The 22,677-nt window shown below is 70.1% G+C and carries 20 protein-coding genes and 6 pseudogenes; 16 read left to right on the top strand and 10 right to left on the bottom strand.

Annotated elements, in window-relative coordinates; all coding sequences use genetic code 11:
• Positions 1-177: 177 nt before the first annotated feature.
• The 7 genes from greA to C7T91_RS34085 all read left to right on the top strand — a co-directional run bounded on the left by greA (position 178) and on the right by C7T91_RS34085 (position 5,696).
• Entirely contained in the window at positions 178-648 is a 471-nt protein-coding gene (gene greA, locus C7T91_RS30425; protein ID WP_108263546.1) for a transcription elongation factor GreA, read from the top strand.
• Positions 649-804: 156 nt separating this feature from the next.
• Positions 805-1,071, top strand: coding sequence for a hypothetical protein (locus C7T91_RS30420; protein WP_108263545.1), 267 nt, complete (start codon positions 805-807; stop codon positions 1,069-1,071).
• 225 nt (positions 1,072-1,296) lie between these two features.
• On the top strand, positions 1,297-1,929 hold the full coding sequence (locus C7T91_RS30410) for an FAD-dependent monooxygenase (RefSeq protein WP_108263567.1): 633 nt from the start codon (positions 1,297-1,299) through the stop codon (positions 1,927-1,929).
• Positions 1,881-3,614 carry an exopolysaccharide biosynthesis protein gene (locus C7T91_RS30405; protein ID WP_161556176.1) on the top strand — a complete coding sequence of 578 codons (1,734 nt, stop codon included), beginning with the start codon at positions 1,881-1,883 and terminating at the stop codon, positions 3,612-3,614. Before C7T91_RS30410 ends, C7T91_RS30405 begins: the two co-directional genes overlap by 49 nt.
• Before the next feature lie 120 nt (positions 3,615-3,734).
• A complete protein-coding gene (locus tag C7T91_RS30400; RefSeq protein ID WP_108263543.1) occupies positions 3,735-4,181 on the top strand; it encodes a GNAT family N-acetyltransferase in 447 nt (148 codons plus the stop codon).
• Positions 4,178-5,521 (top strand): DUF2927 domain-containing protein, encoded by a 1,344-nt coding sequence (locus C7T91_RS30395; RefSeq protein ID WP_108263542.1) that lies wholly within the window; start codon positions 4,178-4,180, stop codon positions 5,519-5,521. Before C7T91_RS30400 ends, C7T91_RS30395 begins: the two co-directional genes overlap by 4 nt.
• A gap of 10 nt (positions 5,522-5,531) precedes the next feature.
• Positions 5,532-5,696, top strand: a complete 165-nt coding sequence (locus C7T91_RS34085) for a hypothetical protein (RefSeq protein WP_201742314.1) — start codon at positions 5,532-5,534, stop codon at positions 5,694-5,696.
• Positions 5,697-5,731: 35 nt separating this feature from the next.
• Here C7T91_RS34085 and C7T91_RS30390 read toward each other — a convergent pair whose 3' ends face one another.
• Positions 5,732-6,673, bottom strand: a complete 942-nt coding sequence (locus C7T91_RS30390; protein WP_108263541.1) for an amidohydrolase family protein — start codon at positions 6,671-6,673, stop codon at positions 5,732-5,734.
• A gap of 186 nt (positions 6,674-6,859) precedes the next feature.
• Here C7T91_RS30390 and C7T91_RS30385 point away from each other — a divergent pair, with 186 nt between their 5' ends.
• Together C7T91_RS30385 and C7T91_RS30380 are read left to right on the top strand one after the other, a co-directional pair.
• Complete coding sequence (locus C7T91_RS30385) at positions 6,860-7,819, top strand: TAXI family TRAP transporter solute-binding subunit (RefSeq protein WP_161556175.1); 960 nt, start codon at positions 6,860-6,862, stop codon at positions 7,817-7,819.
• Between the two features lie 24 nt (positions 7,820-7,843).
• Positions 7,844-9,688 (top strand): annotated as a pseudogene (locus tag C7T91_RS30380) (TRAP transporter permease); the annotation flags it as partial.
• On the opposite strand, the gene C7T91_RS37520 reads toward C7T91_RS30380, so the two are convergent.
• Both C7T91_RS37520 and C7T91_RS30370 read right to left on the bottom strand, forming a co-directional pair.
• Entirely contained in the window at positions 9,616-10,473 is an 858-nt protein-coding gene (locus C7T91_RS37520; RefSeq protein WP_236638622.1) for a glycosyltransferase family 2 protein, read from the bottom strand. The pseudogene C7T91_RS30380 and the gene C7T91_RS37520 sit on opposite strands and share 73 nt — an antisense overlap.
• A gap of 231 nt (positions 10,474-10,704) precedes the next feature.
• Positions 10,705-11,181 carry an Lrp/AsnC family transcriptional regulator gene (locus C7T91_RS30370; protein WP_108263566.1) on the bottom strand — a complete coding sequence of 159 codons (477 nt, stop codon included), beginning with the start codon at positions 11,179-11,181 and terminating at the stop codon, positions 10,705-10,707.
• Positions 11,182-11,361: 180 nt separating this feature from the next.
• On the opposite strand from C7T91_RS30370, the gene C7T91_RS30365 reads away from it, so the two are divergent.
• Together C7T91_RS30365 and C7T91_RS38835 are read left to right on the top strand one after the other, a co-directional pair.
• Positions 11,362-12,447 carry an AI-2E family transporter gene (locus C7T91_RS30365; RefSeq protein WP_108263538.1) on the top strand — a complete coding sequence of 362 codons (1,086 nt, stop codon included), beginning with the start codon at positions 11,362-11,364 and terminating at the stop codon, positions 12,445-12,447.
• A 91-nt stretch (positions 12,448-12,538) separates the two neighbouring features.
• Positions 12,539-12,931, top strand: a pseudogene (locus C7T91_RS38835) (hypothetical protein); the annotation flags it as partial.
• On the opposite strand, the pseudogene C7T91_RS40245 reads toward C7T91_RS38835, so the two are convergent.
• Positions 12,912-13,013: pseudogene (locus C7T91_RS40245) on the bottom strand (nucleoside deaminase); the annotation flags it as partial. The pseudogenes C7T91_RS38835 and C7T91_RS40245 overlap by 20 nt on opposite strands.
• 75 nt (positions 13,014-13,088) lie before the next feature.
• Here C7T91_RS40245 and C7T91_RS30350 point away from each other — a divergent pair.
• Together C7T91_RS30350 and C7T91_RS40240 are read left to right on the top strand one after the other, a co-directional pair.
• Positions 13,089-13,727, top strand: a pseudogene (locus C7T91_RS30350) (pseudouridine synthase); the annotation flags it as partial.
• Between the two features lie 217 nt (positions 13,728-13,944).
• Positions 13,945-14,274: pseudogene (locus C7T91_RS40240) on the top strand (1-acyl-sn-glycerol-3-phosphate acyltransferase); the annotation flags it as partial.
• 198 nt (positions 14,275-14,472) lie between these two features.
• Here C7T91_RS40240 and C7T91_RS37510 read toward each other — a convergent pair.
• Both C7T91_RS37510 and C7T91_RS30340 read right to left on the bottom strand, forming a co-directional pair.
• A pseudogene (locus C7T91_RS37510) lies at positions 14,473-15,720 on the bottom strand (L-glutamate gamma-semialdehyde dehydrogenase); the annotation flags it as partial.
• Positions 15,721-15,741: 21 nt separating this feature from the next.
• Positions 15,742-16,509 (bottom strand): cation:proton antiporter domain-containing protein, encoded by a 768-nt coding sequence (locus tag C7T91_RS30340; protein WP_145963077.1) that lies wholly within the window; start codon positions 16,507-16,509, stop codon positions 15,742-15,744.
• On the opposite strand from C7T91_RS30340, the gene C7T91_RS30335 reads away from it, so the two are divergent.
• The 3 genes from C7T91_RS30335 to C7T91_RS30325 all read left to right on the top strand — a co-directional run bounded on the left by C7T91_RS30335 (position 16,394) and on the right by C7T91_RS30325 (position 19,992).
• Positions 16,394-16,942, top strand: coding sequence for a sugar transferase (locus C7T91_RS30335; protein WP_108263564.1), 549 nt, complete (start codon positions 16,394-16,396; stop codon positions 16,940-16,942). The genes C7T91_RS30340 and C7T91_RS30335 overlap by 116 nt on opposite strands.
• A gap of 100 nt (positions 16,943-17,042) precedes the next feature.
• Positions 17,043-17,558, top strand: coding sequence for an oxidoreductase (locus C7T91_RS30330; RefSeq protein WP_108263536.1), 516 nt, complete (start codon positions 17,043-17,045; stop codon positions 17,556-17,558).
• Between the two features lie 40 nt (positions 17,559-17,598).
• Positions 17,599-19,992 carry a hybrid sensor histidine kinase/response regulator gene (locus C7T91_RS30325; RefSeq protein WP_145963076.1) on the top strand — a complete coding sequence of 798 codons (2,394 nt, stop codon included), beginning with the start codon at positions 17,599-17,601 and terminating at the stop codon, positions 19,990-19,992.
• Between the two features lie 99 nt (positions 19,993-20,091).
• Here the strand turns inward: C7T91_RS30325 and C7T91_RS30320 are convergent, their stop codons facing one another.
• The 4 genes from C7T91_RS30320 to C7T91_RS30310 are packed head-to-tail and all read right to left on the bottom strand — an operon-like array spanning position 20,092 to position 22,560.
• Positions 20,092-20,739 carry a flavin reductase family protein gene (locus tag C7T91_RS30320; protein ID WP_108263534.1) on the bottom strand — a complete coding sequence of 216 codons (648 nt, stop codon included), beginning with the start codon at positions 20,737-20,739 and terminating at the stop codon, positions 20,092-20,094.
• Entirely contained in the window at positions 20,736-21,581 is an 846-nt protein-coding gene (locus C7T91_RS34080; protein WP_201742313.1) for a M24 family metallopeptidase, read from the bottom strand. The genes C7T91_RS30320 and C7T91_RS34080 overlap by 4 nt, the downstream gene beginning before the upstream one ends.
• Complete coding sequence (locus tag C7T91_RS34075; RefSeq protein WP_201742312.1) at positions 21,524-22,147, bottom strand: hypothetical protein; 624 nt, start codon at positions 22,145-22,147, stop codon at positions 21,524-21,526. Before C7T91_RS34075 ends, C7T91_RS34080 begins: the two co-directional genes overlap by 58 nt.
• 29 nt (positions 22,148-22,176) lie before the next feature.
• Positions 22,177-22,560, bottom strand: a complete 384-nt coding sequence (locus C7T91_RS30310) for an ABC transporter permease (RefSeq protein WP_201742311.1) — start codon at positions 22,558-22,560, stop codon at positions 22,177-22,179.
• Positions 22,561-22,677 lie beyond the last annotated feature (117 nt).

Below are 22,677 nucleotides of genomic sequence, written 5' to 3'. Positions count from 1 at the left end.
TGTACCTTTGCGCCTCCCATGCGCCGCCGATGGCTGCGGCGGCCAAACCGCCCGCCGCGCCCGCCCGTCGCAAAGGACCCGCTTGCACCCCGGCCGCTGCTGATGTCAAAGTCGCGCGATACCGCGCAGACGCGCTCCGGCCCCCGGGCCGCCCGAAACTCGACCGTAGAGACCCCTATGGAAAAGATACCAATGACCCCGGCCGGCTACGCCCGGCTAGACGAAGAGCTCAAGCTGCTGAAATCGGTGGAACGGCCCGCGATCATCAAGGCCATCGCCGAGGCGCGCGAACACGGGGATCTGTCCGAGAACGCCGAGTACCATTCCGCCCGCGAGAAGCAGAGCTTCATCGAGGGCCGCATCAAGGAAGTCGAGGCGATCCTCGGGCGCTCCGACATCATCGACCCGAAGAAGCTCTCCGGCACGATCAAGTTCGGCGCAACGATCGAGCTGGTCGACGAGGACACCGACGAGGAGAAGACCTACCAGATCGTCGGCGAACCCGAGGCCGATATCGAGCGCGGCAAGCTGAACATGAAATCGCCGCTGGCACGCGCGCTGATCGGCAAGGATGTCGGCGACAGCGTCGAGGTCCACACCCCGGGCGGCGGCAAGTCCTACGAGATCCTCGCGATCCGCTACGTCTGATCCGCGGGCGGCGGAGCTCCGCCGCCCTGCGCCCGCCGCGGGATGCCGACGTTTGACGGATCCCCGGCATCAGGATAGATCTCGGATCATGCGGGGCGGCCCATGCGCCGTGCCGCGAGATCATCCACCGGGCTCCGCCCGCCACAGGAAGGCCCCGTGACCAAGACGGATCCGCTGCTGCCGAACTCAGCCCCGCCCCGCGCCGGAACGGCCGAGAAGCTCGCCGCGAGCTTCGGCTTGCTCTGGCTCTGCCTCGGCGTGGCGGCGTTCCGCTATGCCCCCGGCACGATCGGGCCCGGCGGGCTCGTCGCGCCGCTCGTTCTCTTCGCCCTGCTCTGGCACCAGTCGCGCGCCTTGCGCCTGACCCGGCACGCGCGCGGTCCCGCGCGGCGCCCGCCTCGGCCAGCGCCCGGGCGCGGGTGAAGCGGGCATAGATGCGGGTGCCCGCCTCATGCGCTTCGGCCGCGTCGAGGAAGCACTTGGCCAGCTCCACCGGGTCGATGGTTCCGGCACCGATCCCGCGCCCCAGTTCCGCTGCCGTCAGGCTCCGCCACTCGTCCATGTCACGTCCTCGTCAATGGTGTCGCAGCCAAGCTATTCGCCCCGATGCGGATGGACAATCCCGGCCGGCGGCTTCATTCCTGCCTCATGAAACAGGATGTCCTCATTGCCGGCGGCAGCCTCAACGGCGCCAGCCTCGCCCTCGCCCTCGCCCGCGCAGGCCTGCGCGTGGCGGTGATCGATCCGCTGTCAGACGCCGACCAGACCGTGCCGGAATTCGACGGGCGCAGCTATGCGCTGGCCGCGGCGAGCGTGAAGATGCTGGGAATGCTCGGGCTGTGGGACCGGCTGGCGCCCGATGCACAGCCGATGCTGGACATCCGAATCGGCGACGGCCGCGCGGGCGAAGGCACCAGCCCGCTGACCCTGCATTTCGACAGCCGCGAGCTCGGCGAAGGCCCGCTCGGCCAGATGGTCGAGGACCGCCACCTGCGTGCCGCGCTGCTGGCGGCGCTGGCGGAGACGCCCGGGATCACCCGGATCGAGGGCGCAGTCGCCGCGTGCGCTGAGCCCGCGGGCCGGCGCGGCACTTTGACAGCGGCGGCGGGTCGGTGTCCTGCCAAGGCTTTACCCCGCTCGCGGTCCTTGGCATGGGAACGGGCCAGCGGGCATGTCCGGACCCCGGTCCGCGGCGGTCCGGCGGCCCGGGGCGGGAAGGTGGCAGGCGCAGGATGCAGGACGCGTATTTCGACAAGCTGGTGGTCGGGCTCGGCGCGATGAAGGGGGCAAGCACCTGGCTGAGCTACAACCTCGCGAAATCGCCGCAGATCGACATGCCGCCGCCGAAGGAGCTGCACTATTTCCACGCGACCGCGCGCTGGACCGACGGCATGACGTCGGCGGCGAAGCTGCGCAAGCTGCTGCCGTTCCGCGGCTGGACCGGGAGCTATCTCGATCCGGCCTTCCGGCAGGAGCGGGCCGGGCGGTTCCGCTCGAAGGCGTCCCGGCCTCTCGGCAGCCTGCCGGACTGGCGGCAGGACCGGGCGGCCGAGCGGCTGCGGGAACGCGCCGCCTGGTATGACCTCTACGAGACCGGCACGCCGTCGCCGGAATGGTACCGCGCGCTCTTTCCCAAGGCCGGCCCGCAGGTCTGGGCGCTCGATTTCTCGAATACCTACGGCATGCTGCACCGCCGCGACCTGCTGCGCATCCGGTCCATGGCGCGCGAGACCCGGGCGATCTGCATCCTGCGCAATCCCTATGACCGGCTCTGGTCGCATCTGCGCTTCGATGCGCAGACCGAGGGCCGGCTCGATGAGCTTTCGGGCCTTTCCGCGCAACGGCTGGTGCGGTTGGTGCGGGCCCGCCGCTTCGATGCGCACAGCCTCTACGCGCCGCGGCTGGAGCGGGCACTGGAGGTGTTCGGCCGGGAGCGGCTGCTCGTGCTGTCCCATGACGACATCCGGACGGACCCGGCGGCGGCGCTGGCCTCGGTCACCGGGTTTCTCGGCATTCCGCCGATCCGGGGCCGCCGGCGGATGGCGCGGCCACGCAATGTCACCGCGGCGATGACCGCGCCGCCGGCCGCCTCTCCGGACCGCCCACCGGATCACGCGCGCCTTCGGCACGGGGTGCCGACGACGGGCAGGCGGCGGATGTCCGTCCGGCGCATCTTGCCGGCCGAGCCGAGTCTTGCCGAAGGCCGATCACTGCCTGGGGACAAGGCCGGGCCGCGACATTGCGGCCGCTGTCGAAGGTTTCGGGAGCCCGCGAGGCCGCGGCCGCGGCTCCCGCAGCGACAGCGGCGGTCCCGGGGGCATGTCCGTCTCCGTTGCCGATTCCGGATCATCTGCCGGGGGCAGGACCAGCTTGGCGAGATGTCCGGCCTGGCGAAGATGGACCGCTCCCATCTCCCGGGCGGGGAGCGGAAGATCGCCCGTCTTGCCGACGGGAGCGGCGTCCGGCAGCTTCAGGCTGGCCGGCCCTTCCGGTGTCGCGAAGCGCTATCCGGCAAGATGGCCCCGACGCGCCGCAAGCGCTGCCGGTGCGGGCATAGCGCATCCGGAAGGCACGGGCCCGGCCCTGCGTCTCCGTGCTCTTCGCGGCTGCGGCGCGCATGCCCGGGCGGATGGCTGCCTCCGCAATCGCTTGGGCACCGCCCGATCGTTCATTCGGCGCTTGGCGGAGGGTTTGACTGGCTGCGCCGCCACCTGCATATCCGCTGCCAGGCGCTTTCCTCGGGACGGCTGTCGCTGTCGCTGATCGCGCTGGTGCTGATCCTTGCGGGCGGCTCGCTGCTGGTGCTCGGCGCGATTCCGGTCGCCACGCCGCTCGTCGGCCTGCCGATCGCCATTTTCGCCACCGGCATCCTGTCGCGCGACGGCGCCGTGGTCGCCGCGGGCTGGGCGGTCCTGGCCCTGTCGGCCTCGACTGTCCTGCTGACATCGGGACAGCTCTCCGGCTGAACACGGGCTGTGCAGCCGGACCACCTTGCGCGGCGAAAACCGGTCCGGCCCGCAAACGATGTTTCTTTCGCGCCCGGCCTCCCCTAAGGATTGGACGAGCAGAATGAGACACGACATTCCATGACCTTGACCGTTCGCGCCCTCGCCGCCGGGGACCGGCCCGATTGGGACCGGCTCTGGACGGCCTATCTGGAATTCTACGGCACGTCCCTGCCGCCCGAGGTCTTCGACACGACCTTCGCGCGGCTTCTCGGGGACGCGCCGCAGCATGCGCTGGTCGCCGAGCTGGACGGCCGCGCGGTGGGCCTCGTCCACTATCTCTACCACGCCCATAACTGGCACATCGCGCCGGTCTGCTACCTGCAGGACCTCTATGCCGATCCCGGCGTCCGCGGACAGGGCGTCGGCCGCGCGCTGATCGAGGCGGTCTATGCCGCCGCCGACGCGGCGGGTGCCGCCGATACCTACTGGATGACGCAGGAGTTCAACGCCACCGCCCGGCAGCTCTATGACCGGATCGGCAGGCTCACGCCCTTCGTCAAGTACAGCCGCGGGCCGAAGACGTGAGGGCGCTGGCGGTCCTGGCGCTGGCGGCCGCGCTGGCAGGCTGTGCCGCCAAGCCCCATGCCCCGCCCGAGGCATCCGGCACGCCGCTGCCGCTGCCCAAGGTGATGAGCTTCGGCGCCACCGACATGCAGCCGCCGCAGCGCGCCAATGCCGAGATGGCGCGGGATTTCCTCGACCTGTCCTTCCAGCTGGAAAGCGGCCAGGACCTGCAGGCCTTCACCCGCTTCGAGGGACCGATCACGATCGCCGTCACCGGCATCAGGAGCCCCGCGCTGGAAAAGGAGCTGCGCCGCCTGGTCCGCCGCCTGTCGGACGAGGCCGGGCTCGACATCCGCCGCACCGCCGACCCGGCCACCGCCTCGGTCACGATCGAGGGCGTCACCACCCGCGACATGCAGCGCACCGTCCCCGAGGCGGCCTGCTTCGTGCTGCCCACCCGGGTCAGCTGGGACGGGTTCCGCCAGGCGCCGCGCAGCCCGGACTATTCCTGGACCCGGCTGAAGGAACGAAAGGCCGTCTCGGCCTTCGTGCCGGTCGACACCAGCCAGCAGGAAATCCGCGACTGCCTGCACGAGGAGATCGCGCAGGGCCTGGGCCCGCTCAACGACCTGTTCCGGCTCGGCGACTCGGTGTTCAACGACGACAACCTGAACCCGATCCTGACCGGGTTCGACATGCTGATGCTGCGCGCCACCTACCATCCCTCGCTGAAATCCGGGATGGGCAAGGCCGAGGTCGCGGCCCGGCTGCCGGGGATCCTCGCCGCGCTCAACCCGCGCGGACAGTCGGTCCCGGCCCGCAACGTCCCGCCCTCCTCGCCGAGCTGGCAGCGCGACATTTCCCGCGCGCTCAGCGCCGGCAGCACCGCGAACCGCCGCGCCGCCGCCAAGCGGGCGACGGTGGAATCGGCCTCCTGGGCAGATGTGCGCACCGGCTTCAGCCTGTTCACGCTGGGACGGCTCACCATGCCGCGCGACGGCGAGGCCGCGCTGCAGGCCTTCATCGCGGCGCAGGAGATTTTCGACCGCCGCCCCGAAACCCGGATCCACGCCGCCCATGCCGGGTTCCAGATCGCCGCCTTCGCGCTGAGTTCGGGACAGTGGGACATCGCCGTCGGGCTCTGCGACCGCTACGCCCCGGCCGCACGGCGCCACGAGGATGCCGCGCTCCTGTCGGATCTGGAACTGGCCAAGGCAGCGGCGCTGGCCGCCCAGGGCCGCCCCGACCCGGCCCTGCGCCAGGAGGCCATCGCCTGGGGCGTCTATGCCTATGGCAGCACCGCGCGCGCCACCGAGCGCGCCGAGGAAATCGAGTCCCTGGCCAGCCGCCAGGGCGTGTGAGGAGACCCCCGTGATCGTCATCGTCACGACCCTGCTGGGCGGCGCCTGGGGCGCCATGCTGGCCCGCCGCCGCAACGGCAACCGCTACGACATCGCGCAATATGCGGTCGTCTTCGCCATCATCGGCGGGCTGATCGGGCTGATTGCCGCAATCTGGCTGCAACGGGCCGGCTGAGCGCGCGCGGGAGTGGCAAAGCCGCTCCGCCGCCGCTATCTTCCCCGCATCGGTCGACCGGGAAATTGCTTTCGAACATCGCGCGCTCCGCGCCGAACGCCTCGATGCAGGGCTCGACGAAGGGCGCCCNAAGCCGTGGCCAGCTCTTCCGAACCGGGCGGCATGTCGCGGTCGATGAAATCGAAGCCGAAGCCGCGCATCGCCATGCCGCCGATCTTGAGCACCGTGTTCGGGCGGCGGGCCAGCTCGCGGATGTGCCCCAGCCAGGTGCGGAAGGTATCGTCCGGGTTGCGCGCATAGGGCCCGTGGCGCACCAGCCCGGCCATGTGGTTCAGCACGACGACCGTGTCCGGATGGCGGTCGATCAGCTCGGCCAGCTGCGGCAGCTGCGGGTGGTAGCATTGCGCGTCGAAGCTCAGCCCCAGCGGCCCGAGCTGGCCGAAGCCTTCGCCGAAGCGCGGGTCGGCGAGCAGGTCGGGCGGCGGCGGGCGCATCAGCATGTTGACCTCCGGATCGGCATCCCAGCCCGCCATGTGGCGGATGCCGCGGAACCGGTCGGGCGCACGCGCGACATACGCCTCCAGCACCTCGCGGACCGCAGCGCCGAGCGTCAGGTCGGCGCGGCCGACGATCCCGGCGCAGAGCCGCTCGTCCCCGTGGAAGCCGCTGGCGAAGGCCGCGCCGATGCCGTTGGCGAATTCCACCTCGCCGATCCCGGCCATACGCGGATCGCCGTCCGGCCGGTACATCGAGCCGCATTCCATGTAGACCGTGCCGCGCACCATGTGGCCGCTGCCGCGGATGTCGGCCAGCAGTTCGGGGAAGAAATAGGGCTCCGCGCGCTGCCAGAAATGGTGATGCGCGTCGACCACCGGCCGTCCGGGATCGAGCGCCTCCTCGCGGCGCCGGCCCAGCCAGGCATCGTCCCACAGGTGAAGCGGCGGCAATCCCCGCCCGCTCGTCGCTCCGTCCGCCATGCCGTCTCCTCCCGGTCAGCCCCCGTGCGCACCGGCTTCCCTGCAATCCGCGTGCCAGAGCGGGACAGGCGCCCGACTGGCACGGGATTTGCGGACTTTCCGTCGCGGTCGCTGCCGCCCCGCGGGAGAGGAGCCCGCAGGCACCGGCCCGGCCGCAGGCAGATGTCACCAGGGAGGAGACCCGACATGAAGACCACCACCGCCAGCCATTTCCGCGCGGGCGCCTGCGCCGTCGCCCTGCTTGCCGGGCTCGCCGCCTCCGCCGCCAGCGCCCAGTCCATCACCCTGCTCAGCGGCTCCGCCGGCGGCACCTGGACCGCGCTTTCGGGGACGCTGAAATCGATGCTGGAACGCGAGGTGCCGGGCATGGACGTGCGCATCCGTCCGGGGGTCGCGCTGGCCAACATCAAGGGGGTGTCGGCGGGCATGGCCGAGATCGGCTGGATGCTGGCGGATTCCGCCAATGACGCCCTCGCCGGCCGCCCGCCCTTCGGCGAACCGGTCACCAATCTCTGCGAAATCGCCGCCTTCCACCCGACGGTGCTGCATTTCATGACCACCGATCCCGACGTGGAAAAGATCGCGGACATCGCCGGGCACCGGGTGGGCACCCTGCCGCGCGGCAGCGGCTCCGACACCGCCTTCGTCACCGTTCTGGGACTGAGCGGCCTCGACGAGGACGACGTGCAGCGCGACTTCGCCGCCCAGGGCGACCTGCCGAACATGATGAAGGACGGCCATATCGATGTCTGGTCGCAGCTCAGCGGCGTGCCGGGCGGTGCAGTCGCGGATCTGTTCTCGTCCTCGGGACAGGCGCGGTTCCTGCCGATCTCCGACCAGCTGGTCGAGGACCTGCATGCGGTGAACCCGGCCTGGCGGCGCGAGATCATCCCGGCGGGCACCTATCCCGGCCAGGACGAGGAGGTCGGGGCGGTCGGCTTCCTGACCCATATCGGCGCGAATTGCGACACGCTCTCCGAAGAGGACGCCTACGCGATCACCAAGACGCTGATCGCCAACTATGCCGAGATGGGATCGGTGAACCATTCGATCGGCCAGCTCTCGGTGCCGGATCTGGCGCGCGATGTCGGCCTGCCGCTGCACCCCGGCGCACGCCGCGCCTACGAGGAGGCCGGCGCCCTCTGACCCGCAGCCACGCCCCGTCCGCGGATGCGCCGCGGACGGGAATTCGGGACAGGAGAGGAGCGGTCCGGCCGCTCCGCAAGGGAGACGGCCATGCTTGCCAACCTTCGACCCAAGGACATCATCCGCACCGTGCTCGCGGTCGCGATGCTGGCCTTCCATTTCCACGTCGTGTTCTTCGGACCGCCGCAGGCGATCTATTTCCGCGGCATCCACCTGCTTCTGGCGATGGTGCTGATCTTCCTGACGATCCCCGCCTTCGCCCCGGCGGAGCCGGGCGCGCGTCCGGCGCGGCGGATCGCGGGGACGGCACTTGACGCCGCCTTCATCGCCCTTGCGGCCGGCTCGCTCGGCTACGTGTTCCTCAATGTCGACTACCTGCAGACCCGCTTCGCGCTGATCGACCCGCTGCGGCCCGCGGACAGCGTCTTTGCCGTCGCCTGCATCCTGGCGGTGCTCGAGGCCGCGCGGCGCACCACCGGCCCGGCCCTGCCGCTGACCGCGATCGGCTTCATCCTGTTCGGGCTGACCGTCGGCGGGCTCGGCATCGGCGAGACCCTCGACCAGATCTACATGGCGCAGGACGGCATCTTCGGGATCCCGCTGGCGGTTTCCGCGACCTACGTGCTCCTCTTCGTGGTGTTCGGCGCCGTGGTCGAACGCTCGGGCACCGGCAAGCTCTTCATGGATTTCGCGCTGGCGCTGGCGGGCGGGTCCGCCGGGGGACCGGCCAAGGTGGCGGTGATGACCTCGGCCACCTTCGGCACGATCTCGGGCAGCGCCACCGCCAACGTGGTGACCACCGGCGCCTTCACCATCCCGATGATGAAGCGCATCGGCTACCGCCCCGCCTATGCCGGCGCCGTGGAGGCCGTCGCATCGACCGGCGGGCAGATCATGCCGCCGATCATGGGCGCCTCGGCCTTCGTCATGGCCGAGTTCATGGGGGTCAGCTATTTCCAGGTGATCGGCTATGCGCTGCTCCCGGCCTTCCTCTACTTCTTCGCCGTCTTCATGGCGGTGCATTTCGAGGCACGGCGGCTGGGGCTGCGCGGCATGCCGAAATCCGACCTGCCGGAACTGGGCCGGGTGGTGCGCGAGCGCGGCCACCAGATCCTGCCGCTGGTTCTGATCATCGGCACGATGGTGGCGGGCTTCAGCGCGCCCTATGCGGCGATGATCGGCATCCTCAGCGTCTATCCGGTCGCCATGCTGCGGCGCACCACCCGCGCGGGCATCACTTGGCGGAGCGTCGGCGAGGGCTTCCTGAACGGCATCTACAACGCGCTTCAGGTGGCGGCGGCCTGTGCCTGCGCCGGCATCGTGATCGGGGTGATCAACCTCTCGGGCCTCGGCTTCGACTTCACGTCGTTCCTGGTGTCGCTGTCGAGCGACTCGCTGATCCTGTCGCTCCTGCTGTCGGCGTTGGCGGGCATCATCCTCGGCATGGGCCTGCCGACCACGCCGGCCTATGTGGTTCAGGCTTCGCTGCTGGTCCCGGCGGTGGTCAAGCTCGGCGTCCCCGCCCCGGCGGCGCACATGTTCGCGCTCTATTTCGCGATCCTGTCATCGATCACCCCGCCGGTCGCGATCTCGATCATCGCGGCAAACAGCATCTCGGGGGCGCGGCTCTGGGAAAGCAGCGTCGCCTCGATGCGGCTCTCGGCCAGCGGCTACATCATCCCCTTCATGTTCGTCTTCGGCCCGGCCCTGCTGCTCATCGGCTCGCCGGCGAGCATCGTGCTGGCGATCTGCACGGCGACGACCGGGGTGCTGGCGCTGTCGGCGGGGCTGAACGGCTACCTGCTGCGGCCGGCAAGCTGGCCGGAAAAGGCCGGGCTGGTCGCGGCGGCCCTGTTGATGATCGACACCGGGCCGGTCACCGATGCGGGCGGGCTGGCGCTGCTGGCGCTGGTCGCGGCCTCGCAGAAATACCTGTCGCCGGCGGCGGAGCGGGATGCGGCCTGACCGCGTCTTTCCCCGCCGCCCGCGCTCCGCTCAAAGGACAAGGATGCGAAGAATGACCACCGAGCTGAAAGCCAAGGACGATGCCGGGACGCCACCCGGCATCGTCGTCCTCGAGGGCCGCAACGAGGCGGAGCTGCGGGCCGGAATCGCCGCCGCAGGCCCGCTCCCGCCCGGCGCCATCCTGGTCGAGCAGGGATGTCGTCGAGCGCCTCGCGCCGCATCACCGGCGCCGAGCCGTTGCCCACCGGGTTGCGGCGGTACACATGGGCAGCGGTGATGCCGGTGAGCCGCGGCTTCTGGGCCACGCGCAGCGTCCGGCCCGCGCCGTCGATCAGCTCGGAGCCGGAGAAGCTGAGCCCGACCTGCGGATTGGCCGCGAGATGGGCGGCATGGGCGGCAAGCTTCCCCGGACGCCACAGGTCATCGGCATCGCAGAAGCCGACATAGCGGCCCCGCGCGGCAGCGATTCCGCTGTTGCGCGCCCCCGCCAGGCCGCGGTTCCGCTGCTGCACGAGCCGGATGCGCCGGTCCCCGAAGCTGCGGGCGATGGCGGCGCTGCAATCCGTGGAGCCGTCATCGACGACGACGATCTCGAAATCCGGATGGGTCTGCGCCAGCAGGCTCTCCAGCGTTTCGCGGAGCGTGGCGGCGGCATTGTAGGCCGGAACGACGATGCTTGCTTCGGGCATGGGAGCCTCCTGTCAGGATGCGAATAGGCTGCGGCGCAGGCGCCGTGTCAGCAGCGGAGCGAGAACCGCGCCCGCCAGGGTGAGCGCGCCGCGGCGCGGCGCCGAGAAGAAGCCGGCCGGGCTGGCCAGCACCCCCGACACCCGGCCGGCCTCCGGCACGGTTCCGGGCGCCAGCCGAGTCGGGCCAGCGCTTCCCCCGAACTTCGCGCCCCCGGGCAGGCCGGAGCCGGATCAGCCGCCCGCGAGGATCTCCAGCGGCGGCAGGCCGCCGCCCTTGACCTGCTTGGTCACCACATAGGTGAAATAGCGCGCGATCCCGATCTTCTGGTCGAGCAGCAGATCCATCAGCCGCTGATAGGCATCGACGTCCCGGGTCACGATCTGCATCAGGTAGTCGAAGCCGCCGCCGAGCGCCCAGCAGCCGGTGATCTCGTCATGCGCGCCCAGGGCCGCCTCGAAGCGGCGGAAGCTCGCCTGGGTGTGATCGCCCAGCTCCGCCGCGACGAAGACCGTCACCGAAGGCCCGAGCGCGCGCAGGTTGATCTCGGCGCGGTAGCCCTCGATCAGCCCGGCGCGCTCGAGCTTCCTGAGCCGCTCCCAGGCGGGGGTCGGCGACAGCCCGACCTTCTCGGCCAGCGCCGCCTTCGAGATCCGGCCTTCGCGCGCAAGCACGCGCAGGATCTCCATGTCGCGGGCGTCGAGCTTGATCACGGGCACTGTCCTCCGGGTTGGTGCGCTCCTGCCCCACCGGCCTAGCCTGCCTTGCCGCCGGGCCGCAATGCCCTGTGGCGCCCGGACCCTGCGCCGCAGCCGGGCTGCCCGCGCTTGCGGCACGCGGCGCCTGCACGATAGGCTCTGCCGCGACCCCATTGCCGACGAGTTCCCCCGATGCCCGCTCCTGCCAGTCTCCTGCAGACCATCTTCCTGTCGCTCGGCATCGCGCTGATGGCAGGCTGGATCCTGATCGTCGGCAAGGCGGTGATCGTGCCGGTGCTCTCGGCGGTGATCGCCGTCTACGTGCTGATCAACGGCGCCGCGTGGCTCCGGCGCTGGACCGTGCTGCGGCATTTCCCGGGCTGGATCCTGCACATGGCGATCCTGATCGCCTTCGTCATCGGCCTGTTCTCGATGGCCGCGGTGATCGCGGTGACGCTGGAGGAGATGGCCGACCGCGCCCCGGACTACCAGGCCAATCTCGAGGCCTTCGTCGTCCATGCCGCAGAGGCCTTCGGCGCGGAAAGCGACACCACCTGGGACGACCTGCGCAGCATGGCCTTCGGCCAGCTCGACCTGCCGTCGCGCATCGGCGGGCTGTTCAGCTCGCTGACCAGCCTCGCGGGCTCGGTCTTCATCATCATCATCTATGCCGGCTTCCTGATGGGCCAGTGGGCGAGCTTCCCGAAGAAGATTGCCGACGCCTTCGGCTCGGAGGGCGAAGCCGCCTGGATCCTCGAGATCGGCGGCGAGATCAACGGCAAGATCGGCGACTACCTGACCGTCAAGACGCTGGTGAACATCGTGCTCGGCATCCTGTGCTACGGCGTGCTCTGGGCGATGGATGTCGATTTCGCGCTGTTCTGGGCGGTCTGCATCGGGCTGCTGAACTACATCCCCTATCTCGGTTCCTGGATCGGGGTGATGCTGCCGGTGATGCTGTCCTTCGCGCAGTTCGGCGATCCCGGCCGCACCGCGCTGCTGACGCTGCTGCTGACCGCGATGCAGATCTTCGTCGGCTCCGTGCTGGAGCCGCGCTGGATCGGGCGGCAGCTGAACCTCTCGCCCTTCGTGGTGATCCTGGCGCTGTCCTTCTGGTCGGCGCTCTGGGGCATCTCGGGCGCGATCCTCGCGGTGCCGCTGACCAGCGTCCTGGCGATCATCTTCAGCGAATTTCCCGGCACGCGGCCGATCGCAATGTTGATCTCGGATGTCGGCCAGCGCGAAGACGGGGCGGAACCGGACCGCGGGGCGGGCTGAGCCGGCGGCCGCGGCACGGCAGGCTGGAAACCCGGGCAAAAGACCATATCTTGAACGGCATGCCCCGCCCCCATGCCGGAGACCCCGCCCCATGACCGCATCCGAGGACCGGGACACCGGCGCCCCCGAGGACCGCCGCGACCTGCGCGAGGCGCGCGAGCTCGAGGCGCATCTGCGCTGGCTCGACAGCTTCACCCCCGCCGCGCTCGGCATCCTGGCGCTGGCCTCGGGCATCTACACCTATCTCGGCGTGACCCAGCTCCTGGACGGCAACGAGACGCTCAGCGTGCTCGCCGCGCTGGCCTATTCGATCGCCGTCTCGGTCGGCATCTTCGTCTTCTGGTCCTACCTGATGCGGCTGCTGCCGGCGATGCGCTCGCCGCGCAGCGTGCTCGGCCTCCTGGTCGCGGGCGCGCTCGGCTGCGGCGCGATCATCGCCATGTCCTCATGGCTGAACGCCGCCGCCCTCGGGGGTCCAGCAGCACCGCGCCGACCGGCACCTCGCCGCGCCCTGCCGCCTTGCGCGCCTCGCCGAGCGCGGCCTCCATGTGGGATGTGAAGCTCATGCCCCGTCTTGCCTCCGCCGCCGGATGCGCGCAAGGCTGGAACCGCGGCAGAAAAGCGGATAGGCGCCATCCATCATGACCGAGACACCCTCCTCCCCCGCCGGCGAACGCATCGCCAAGGTCCTGGCCCGTGCCGGGGTCGCCTCCCGCCGCGAGGCGGAGACCATCATCGCCGAAGGCCGCGTCCGCGTGAACGGCCGCGTCATCAATTCGCCCGCGCTGAACGTGACCGAGAAGGACCGCATCCTGGTCGACGGCGCGCCGCTGGCCGAAGCCGAGCCCGCGCGGCTCTGGCTCTACCACAAGCCTGCCGGGCTGGTGACCACGTCGAAGGACGAGAAGGGCCGCGAGACGATCTTCGACAAGCTGCCCGAGGACATGCCGCGGGTGATGAGCATCGGACGGCTCGACCTCAATTCCGAGGGCCTGCTGCTCCTGACCAATGACGGCGGGATCAAGCGCAGGCTGGAACTGCCCGAGACCGGCTGGCTCCGGAAATACCGCGTCCGGGTGAAGGGCACGCCGGAGGACAAGACGCTGGAACCGCTCAGGAAGGGCGTGACCATCGAGGGCGAGCGCTTCCAGGGGATGGAGATCAGCCTCGACCGCCAGCAGGGCGCGAATGCCTGGCTGACCGTCGGCCTGCGCGAGGGCAGGAACCGCGAGATCCGCCGTGCCATGGAACATGTCGGGCTGGTGGTGAACCGGCTGATCCGGGTCAGCTACGGGCCGTTCCGGCTCAACGAGCTGGCGCCCGGCGCGGTCGAGGAGGTCAAGCCGCGGGTCCTGAAGGACCAGCTCGGCCTCGGCGAGCACGAGGACAAGCCGCGGCTGAAGCCGCAGCGCACCCGCCGCACCGGCCCGAAACCCGGCGCCAAGCCCGGCATGGGCGCTCTTCCCGCGCGCGGCGCTCCGGTCGCTGGGCCGGGCCGTGTTCCGGCGCCTGCTGCGCGTCGAGGTCGAGGGGGCCGAGCATCTCGCGGCCGAGGGCCCGGTGGTGTTCATCTCCAACCATGTCAGCTTTGCCGACGGCCCGCTGCTCTTCTCGCTGATCGGCCGCGACGACCTGTCGGTGGCGGTCGACACGCACTGGGCGCGGACCCGGCTCCTGGACCGGCTGCGCGGCATCTGCGGCATGCACCCGATCGACCCTCAGAACCCGCTTTCGGCCAAGACCCTGGCCCAGCAGGTTTCGGCCGGCGGTGCCGCGCTGATCTTCCCCGAGGGCCGGATCTCGCGCCATGGCGGGCTGATGAAAGTCTATGGCGGCACCTCCTGGATCATCGACATGGCCGATGTGCCGGTGGTCCGCATCACCATCGAGGGGCTCGACGGTTCGCTCTTCAACCGTCCCGTGCCCGGCCTGGTCCGCCGGCTCTTCCCGAAGATCCGCGTGCGGGCCGCCGCGCCCGCCAGGCTCGGCCTGCCTGCGGAGCTGAAAGGCGCCGCGCGGCGCAAGGCCGCGCGCCGCGGCGGCCGGGGCCGGGGCCGCGATGCGCTGCAGGTAGAGCGGACCGCCCGCCTTCGGTCCGGTGCCCGAGAGGCCTTCGCCGCCGAAGGGCTGCGAGCCGACCACGGCGCCGATCTGGTTGCGGTTCACGTAGAGATTGCCGGCATGCACCTGGTCCGAGAGCTCCTGCACGCGGGTGTCGATCCGCGAATGCAGCCCGAAGGTCAGCCCGTAGCCGGTGGCGTTGATCGCAGCGACGACCTTTTCCAGATCCGCCCCCTTGAAGGTGGCGACATGCAGCACCGGGCCGAAGATCTCGCGCTCGAGCGCCGCGATCCCGGTCACCCGGAGCATCGCCGGGGCGATGAAGCAGCCTTCGGGCGCGGCCAGCTCGTGCAGCACCCGGCCCGCCTTGCGCGCCGCCTCGACATGGGCGCGGATGCCCGCCTGCGCCTCCGTGTCGATCACCGGGCCGACATCGGTCGACAGGTGCCAGGGATCGCCGACGGCCAGCTCGTCCATGGCGCCCTTGATCATCTCGATCAGATGCGGGGCGATGTCCTCCTGCACGTAGAGGCAGCGCAGCGCCGAGCAGCGCTGGCCGGCCGAGCGGAAGGCCGAGGCGACGATGTCGCGCACCGCCTGCTCGGGCAGCGCGGTGGAATCGACGATCATCGCGTTCATGCCGCCGGTCTCGGCGATCAGCGGCGCGCCGGGATCGAGATTTTCGCTCATGGCGCGCTGGATCAGCCGCGCGGTGTCGGTCGAGCCGGTGAAGATCACGCCCTTGATGCGCGGATCCGAGGTCAGCAGCCGCCCGACCGTACCGCCCTGCCCCGGCAGCAGCTGCAGCGCCGATGCCGGAACGCCGGCCTCGTGCAGGAGCCGCACCGCGATGGCGGCGATGACCGGGGTCTGCTCGGCCGGTTTCGCCAGCACGGCGGCGCCGGTGGCGAGCGAAGCGGCGATCTGGCCGGTGAAGATCGCCAGCGGGAAGTTCCACGGGCTGATCGCCGTCACCGCGCCGCGCGGGCGGGGATCGTTCGCCTCGGCCTCGGCCGCGTAGTAGCGCAGGAAATCGACCGCCTCGCGCAGCTCGCCGACGGCATCGGACAGGGTCTTGCCGGCTTCCAGCGCCAGCGCGGCGAAGATCGGGCCGAACTCGCGTTCGTAGAGCTCGGCCGCCTTGCGCAGAACGGCGGCACGCTTCGCCACGGGCGCGTCCCAGATGGCGGCGTCCTCGATGGCCCGCGCCACCGGCCTCCGCTCCGGCCGCGATCATCGCCGCGACCTCGCGAAGGCGCGCGCGCCCGGCGCCGCGGTGACGCCGTGCAGCAGCGCGCTGATCCAGACCGCATTCACCGCCAGATGCAGGATCGGCACCGCCTGCAGCGGGTCGATATCGGGCACCACGAGGAGCGCGAACAGCGCCGTGGCCAGCCCCCGCGGCCCGAACCAGCCGAAGAAAATCCGCGTCCCCGCATCGGCATCGGTTCCCGCGAGCGACAGCCAGATCGCCAGCGGCCGCACCACGAAGAGGCTGAGCAGGATCACCGCCAGCATCCGCCAGTCGAGGAACGCCACCGCCTCGGGCATCAGCCCCAGGCCGATCAGCAGGAAAGCCGCCCAGGCCAGCAGCTGGCCCTCGCCCTCGGCGAATTCATAGATGAAGTCCGAGCGCGCCGACACGACATGGCCGAAGACCAGCCCGCCGGTGAAGGCCGCGATGAAGCCGTTGCCGCCGATCAGGTCGGCCAGCACGTAGCAGGCCACCGCCATGGCCAGCGTGGCGATGCCTTCGAAGGCCTCGGTGGTCGAATGGCGCGCCGTCGCGAGGTTCAGCAGCCGCGCCCCCGCCCAGCCGACCGCGATCCCCGCCGCCGGTCCGAGGATCACCTGCGCCGCGGCGAAGCGCAGCCAGTAGCCGGTCTTGGCGCTGCTGGCGCCCGCCGCGCTGGGGCTTGCCGCCGCGATCCGGCTGGACAGCCCCGGGCCCGCGCTGTTCCGCCAGACCCGCATCGGCCGTGACGGCGTGCCCTTCACCATGCTGAAATTCCGCTCCATGCACCGCGACGCCGAGGCCAGGCTGGCCGTGGTGGCGGTCCAGTCCGACCGGGCGGGACTGTGCTTCAAGGCGCGCAAGGATCCGCGGGTCACCCGGCTCGGACGTGTCATGCGGCGCTTCTCCGTCGACGAGATGCCGCAGCTCTGGAACGTGCTCAGGGGCGACATGTCGCTGGTCGGCCCGCGTCCCGCGCTGCCGCGCGAAGTCGCCGCCTATGATGCGCGGGCCCGCGGGCGGCTGGCCGTGCGACCGGGGCTGACCGGGCTCTGGCAGGTATCGGGCCGCGCGGAAATCGGCTTCGAGAAGATGATCGACCTCGATCTGGCGCAGATCCGGTCGCGGTCGCTGACCCTCGACCTGATGGTGCTGGCGCTGACCGCCCGCGCGGTGCTGGGCGGCCGGGGTGCCTACTGAACGGGCAGGCTATCCGTCGGGATAGCCGGTCTGTGCGGATGAGGAATTCCCGTCGAAGCAGCTTTCTGCCAAACTGGCCGCAATCTTGAGGAGACACATAATGCAGTTCTTAAATGCGAGATCCGCGGCCGCTTGGGCCGCGATCGCCCTGGCCGCCGGCAGTGCCGCCGCCGGGGAGCTCGCAGCGCCGCAGGGAACGCCTGTTCTGGCCATCGACGGCGCCATCTCCGAGACCAATGACGGAAGCCGTGCGGTCTTCGACCTTGCCATGCTGGAAGCCCTGCCGGCCGCCAGCTTCGAAACCTCCACGAGCTGGACCGAGGGGGTGCAGAGCTTCACCGGCGTGACGCTTGCCGCGCTGATGGAGGCCGTCGGCGCCACGGGAACCGGGCTGCGCGCGGCAGCGATCAACGACTATGCCGTCGACATTCCGGCCGGGGACTGGGTCGCCGGCGGCCCGATCGTGGCTTATCTGCGCAATGGCGAGACGATGTCGATCCGCGACAAGGGCCCGCTCTGGATCATCTATCCGTTCGACGGAAATCCGGAATACCAGAGCGAGGTAATTTATTCTCGGAGCATTTGGCAACTCGACAGAATAACGGTAACCGAATAAGAAGGTGCTGAAATTGCCCGGAAAAGAGCGAGAGGCTTCCTTGTCGGAACTGCTAGGTCGGCAGAGAAACCGCTCGCGCTTCCTGACGGGCGTCACAGTGTTTGCGCTGGCGCTGTGCCTCGGGCTCGTGGCCGGCCTCGGATGGGTGGTCAAGCGCCAGCTGACCGAGCTGGAATCCGCCAGTTCCGACAACCTGCAATGGACGCTGTCCCAGGCCGAGGTCGAATACCTGCGGATGACGCTGGCGATCGAACGGGCCGCGGACGGCACCGGATCGCTGTCCGAGGCGCGGCGCCGCTTCGACGTGCTCTACAGCCGGATGGCCACGCTCGAGAGCAGCACGGCCTTCGATGCCCTCCGGGCCGATCCCGGGCTGGCGGAGTCGCTGCAGCGGATACGGGAGTTCCTCGAGGGCGGGGTGCCGCTGGTCGACGGGTCCGATGCCGGGCTGCGCAACGCGATGCCCGAACTGGTGCCGGCCGCGGCGGCCTTGGAGCCGGACATCCGCGCCCTCGGCCTCGAAGGCCTCGCCATCTTCACCGAGCTGTCCGACAGCCGCCGCGACCAACTGGTCCGCACGCTGCTGCTGATGGCCGGGGTGCTCGGCGTTCTGCTCTGCGGCCTGGTTCTCGTGGCCGGCATCCTGCTGGGGCTGGCGCGCAACAGCTCGCGGCGCAGCCGCGAGGCGCTGGAAACCGCCGAGCGGCTGCGCACCATCGTGGAAACCTCGCTCGACGCGATCATCGTGACGGATGCTGCAGGCATCATCCGCGAGTTCAATCCGGCTGCCGAAAAGGTCTTCGGCCTGGCGCGCAGCGAGGCCCGCGGCCGGGTTGCCGCCGAGCTGATCCTGCCCGAGGAAAGCGCCCGCGAACTGAGCGGCGGCCTCCTCGCGTTCTGGGACGAGGATCGCCGACCGAGCCCCGAAGAGCGCCATTTCGAGCTGGCGGCGCGGCACAGCTCCGGCCGCGTCTTCCCGGCCGAGTTCACCATCGACCGGGCCGAGCAGGACGAGGGGCCGGTCTTCGTGGCGGTGATCCGCGACATTTCCGGGCGCAAGGCCGCCGAGGCCGGGCTGACCCAGGCGCGCGACCGCGCGCTGGCAGGCGAGCGCGCGAAGGCGGAGTTCCTGGCGGTGATGAGCCACGAGATGCGCACGCCGCTCAACGGGCTGCTCGGCACGATGGAGCTGCTGCGCGACCATTCGCTGACCGAGACGCAGAGCGACCTGCTCGACCGGATGCAGTCATCGGGACGGCTCCTGCTGGGGCTGGTCAACGACGTGCTCGACCTGGCGAAATTCGAAGCCGGCAAGATGCGTTCCGAGGTCCGGCCGTTCTCGGTGGACCGGCTCGTCGAAGGCGTGGTCGAGACCGCCGCGCCGCTCGCGGCCGCGAACGGCAACACGCTGTCCTGGAGCTGGACCGGTCCGTCCGTCGACGCGGTGCTGGGCGATCCGCGGCGGCTGCGCCAGGTCTTGCTGAACCTCGTGGGCAATGCGGTGAAGTTCACTCGCGGCGGCAGCGTCGAGCTGGAGGTCGAGGCCGTCGGACCGCAGGGCGCCGAGTTGGAATTCCGCGTCATCGACACCGGCATCGGCATCGCCGAAGAGCATATGGACCGCATCTTCGAGGATTTCGAGACGCTTGATTCCTCCTATGCGCGCGAAGCGGGCGGGACCGGGCTGGGGCTCGGCATCGCGCGCCGCCTGGTGCGGCTGATGGGCGGCGAGATCGGCGCCGAAAGCGAGCCGGGCGAAGGCAGCCTGTTCTGGCTGCGCGTCCCGGTCCGGCCGATCGACGAGGCGCCCGAGACGGCCGCGCCCGCTCGCCCGGCCCGTCCCGCGCCCCGCAAGCCGCTGGACCTGCTGCTGGTCGAGGACAATGAAATCAACCGCTTCGTCGCCCGCGCCATGCTGGAGGCCGAGGGACACAAGGTGACCGAGGCCGTCAACGGCCGGATCGGTGTCGACTGCGCGGCCGCGCACCGCTTCGATGCGATTCTGATGGACATCTCCATGCCCGAGATGGATGGTCCCGAGGCGGCGCGGCTGATCCGGGCGGGCTCCGGCGCGTCGGCGCGCGTGCCGATCATCGCGGTGACCGCCCATGCCCTGCCGGAGGAGATCGCGACATTCCGCGAGGCCGGCATGGATGCCTGCATCAGCAAGCCGCTGGAGCGCGAGGTGCTGATGGAAACCCTGGCGCGGATCGGCTCCGGCGGGCTCGCGCCTGCCGCGGTGATGCCGGGCCCGGCCCGGATGATCGCGAGATCGAACCGGACGCAGAGCCAGGCCGCGTGGAAGACGATGGCGGTCGGGAAGCGCTGGCAGCTGAGGCCGGACACGGTATTCATCAGAGACGGGCGTGTTCAAATCATCCGTCTGGCAATCGGAGCTGGCCAACCTGACAATTCGGCGGGCGGAGCTTCCTGAAAGCAGACGCACGCAGCCCCGTCTCCCGATGCGGAAGATGCGCCCTGCTTCCCGGCCAGCCAGCTGGCGCGGAACCGTCGCCGCGCCAACGTTGGCCTGTCAGTTTGTCTGCCGCTCGGTGGCGAGAAATTCCTCTGCGGTGGGCGTCACGCGCTCGAACTGGTCGAGCTGGCGGGCGTAGAGATGGCCGCCGAGGCGGCCGACCGCGTCGATCCCGATCTGGTCCACGTACATCTTCTCTGCATCGACCAGCGTCTCGCGGACGAACATGCGCTTGACCTCGCCCAGCACGATCGTGCGCGCCTGGCTGACCGGGACGGTCTGCATCAGCTTGCACTCGAAGGCCGCAGGCGCTGCCACGATCCGGGGGCAGGACACGGTTTCGCCCGGCGCGGTCTCGAGCCCGGCAATCGCCAGCTCGTCGACATCGGCGGGAAACTTGACCGAGCAGATCTCCATCTGGTCGACCAGCGCGAAATCCGAGATGTGGACGGTGAACTCGCCGGTGGCCAGAATGTTGGCCGCGGTGTCCTTCGGCGTGCCGTCGGGCTTGTGCTCGATCCCCACCGCCATGACCGCAGGGTCATGGGTGAGGATGTTGAAGAAGCTGAACGACCCGGCATTCGGCACCCCGCTCTCGGAGACGGTGGTGATCAGCGCGATCGGGCGCGGGATCACCGTGCCGATCAGCAGCTTGTAGCGGTCCTTCGGCGTCAGATCGGCGAAGTCGAAGGCGACAGACTTCATGCCGCCACCCGGTGGGTGTCGAGGGACGTGTGGCGCGATAGGTTCTCGAACCCGTCGGCGGTGACCACGTACATGTCGCCGATGTTGCAGCCGGCCGATTGCGGCTCCAGCCACTGGGTGTGCATCACGAAGACCATGCCTTCCTCCAGCTTGTCGTAGTTGTGGGACGAGATATTGAACGCATTCTGCCCGCCTGCCATGCCGACCGAATGTCCCAGGTTGGGATTGTGCGGGCCCGCGACCGCCGGACAGACATGCATGAGCCTGCGCCCCTGCGCCTCGCAATCGGCATCCGGCACGTATTGGTTCAGGATCTCGCGCGGGCCGCCATCCGCGGCGGTCGCCCAGTTGTAGGGCATGGTACGGGCCTCGGCATCGCTCAGCATCCCGGCTTCGATGTAGCTCTCGAAGGCGGCGTTGTTCAGGTCGCGGATCAGCGTGCCGGGGCGGATGAGCTTCTCGGTGGCCTTTACGCCGCTTGTGCAGGCGTCGAGCACCAGCTCCTGCCGGGCGGTCAGCTCGCCGAAGGCGAACATGCGCGCCGTTTGTGCGGTGTAGCCCTGATAGGTCGCGTTCGAGACATAGAGATTGCCGAGGTCGCCCGGCCGCATCCGGCGGCCATAGGGCTTGCCGCAATGGGTGCCCCATTCATTCGCGCCGATCTGGTAGCCGTCGCCGGTCTCGCCGCCGCGGGCCATCTGCGCCATGGTGAAGGCGGCGTAGATCTCATAGTCGGTCACGCCCGGACGGGCCACGTGATAGGCCGCCTGGGTGGCGATGCTGATCAGCTGCGCGGCGGAGCGGAAGCAGGCGATCTCGGCCGGGGTCCGGTTGCGCTGCATCCGGTCGAGGATGCCGTGCTGGTCGGTGAACTTGGCCCCGGCATGGCTTCGGCCAGGGCGCCACGGAAGGCGGCGGAGCGCTTGTCGCCGATGAAGCCGATGCTGCCGCGGCCTGCGCCGATCTCGCCCAGAAGCTTCACCGTCGCCTCGATGGTCTTGGCGCCCGAGTCGCCGGGGATGTCGGCATATTCGCGGCCCACCGCGCCGATCTGCAGGATGCGGTTGATGCCGACCGGATCGCCGCCCGGCGGCAGGATCACCGACCGGGTGAAAAACGAGAGCAGCACCGGCTCCTTGTCCTCGTCCATCGGAATGACCAGCACGCCTTCGCGCATCCAGTCGCAGAGATAGCGCAGATAGGCATGGGCCGCGTGGAACCAGCCGACGCTGTCGCAATGGACCACGATGGCGTCATGGCCCGCGGAGACCGCCTCGCGCTTCAGCTTGCGCATGCGCTCGGCGTATTCCTCCACCGGGATCGGGCCTGCGGGAACGAAGTCGAAATCGGGGGCGAAGTCGCCGAGCAAGTGTTCGATCGGGGCGGAGGCGGGGCTATGGGCGTTCATTTGCATGGTCCTTTCGTGGGACGGGCGGCTCAGGAGGAGCTGCGCCCGCCGAAGCGCTGGAGCGTGACGAGGAGAAGGGCGGCGGCGAGGATCAATAGGCCCGAGACCGCGGCGACCCGTCCGTCGAGGCTCTCCTCGAGCATGGCGAAGAGGCGGAGCGGCAGCATGGTCCGGCCCGGATCGCCGAGGAAGAGCGTCACCGACACGTTGTCGAGCGACTGCATGAAGACGAGGAAGGCGCCCGCCAGGATGCCGGGGAGGATGCCCGGCAGGCTGACCTTCAGGAAGGTGCGGGCGCGGGAGGCGCCGAGCGCGGCAGAGGCCTCTTCGAGGGCCGGGTTCATCCGCTGCGCCAGCACCAGCACGGTGCGGAACATCAGCGGCGCAAAGACGGCGGCATGGCCGATCAGCACCGCGATGACCTTGCCCCCGGATCGCGGACTGGGGTGATATTCACTATGCGGCCATCGCGCGCGCCAGCGCGGCAACGACGGGCGGGAGCGCCCCCTTGCCCGTCCCGTCCCGACAGC

It is taken from the genome of Mangrovicoccus ximenensis, assembly GCF_003056725.1.
Lineage (GTDB): Bacteria > Pseudomonadota > Alphaproteobacteria > Rhodobacterales > Rhodobacteraceae > Mangrovicoccus > Mangrovicoccus ximenensis.
The sequence above is the reverse complement of the archived record's forward strand: the minus strand, read 5'-3'. Positions and strand labels throughout refer to the sequence as shown.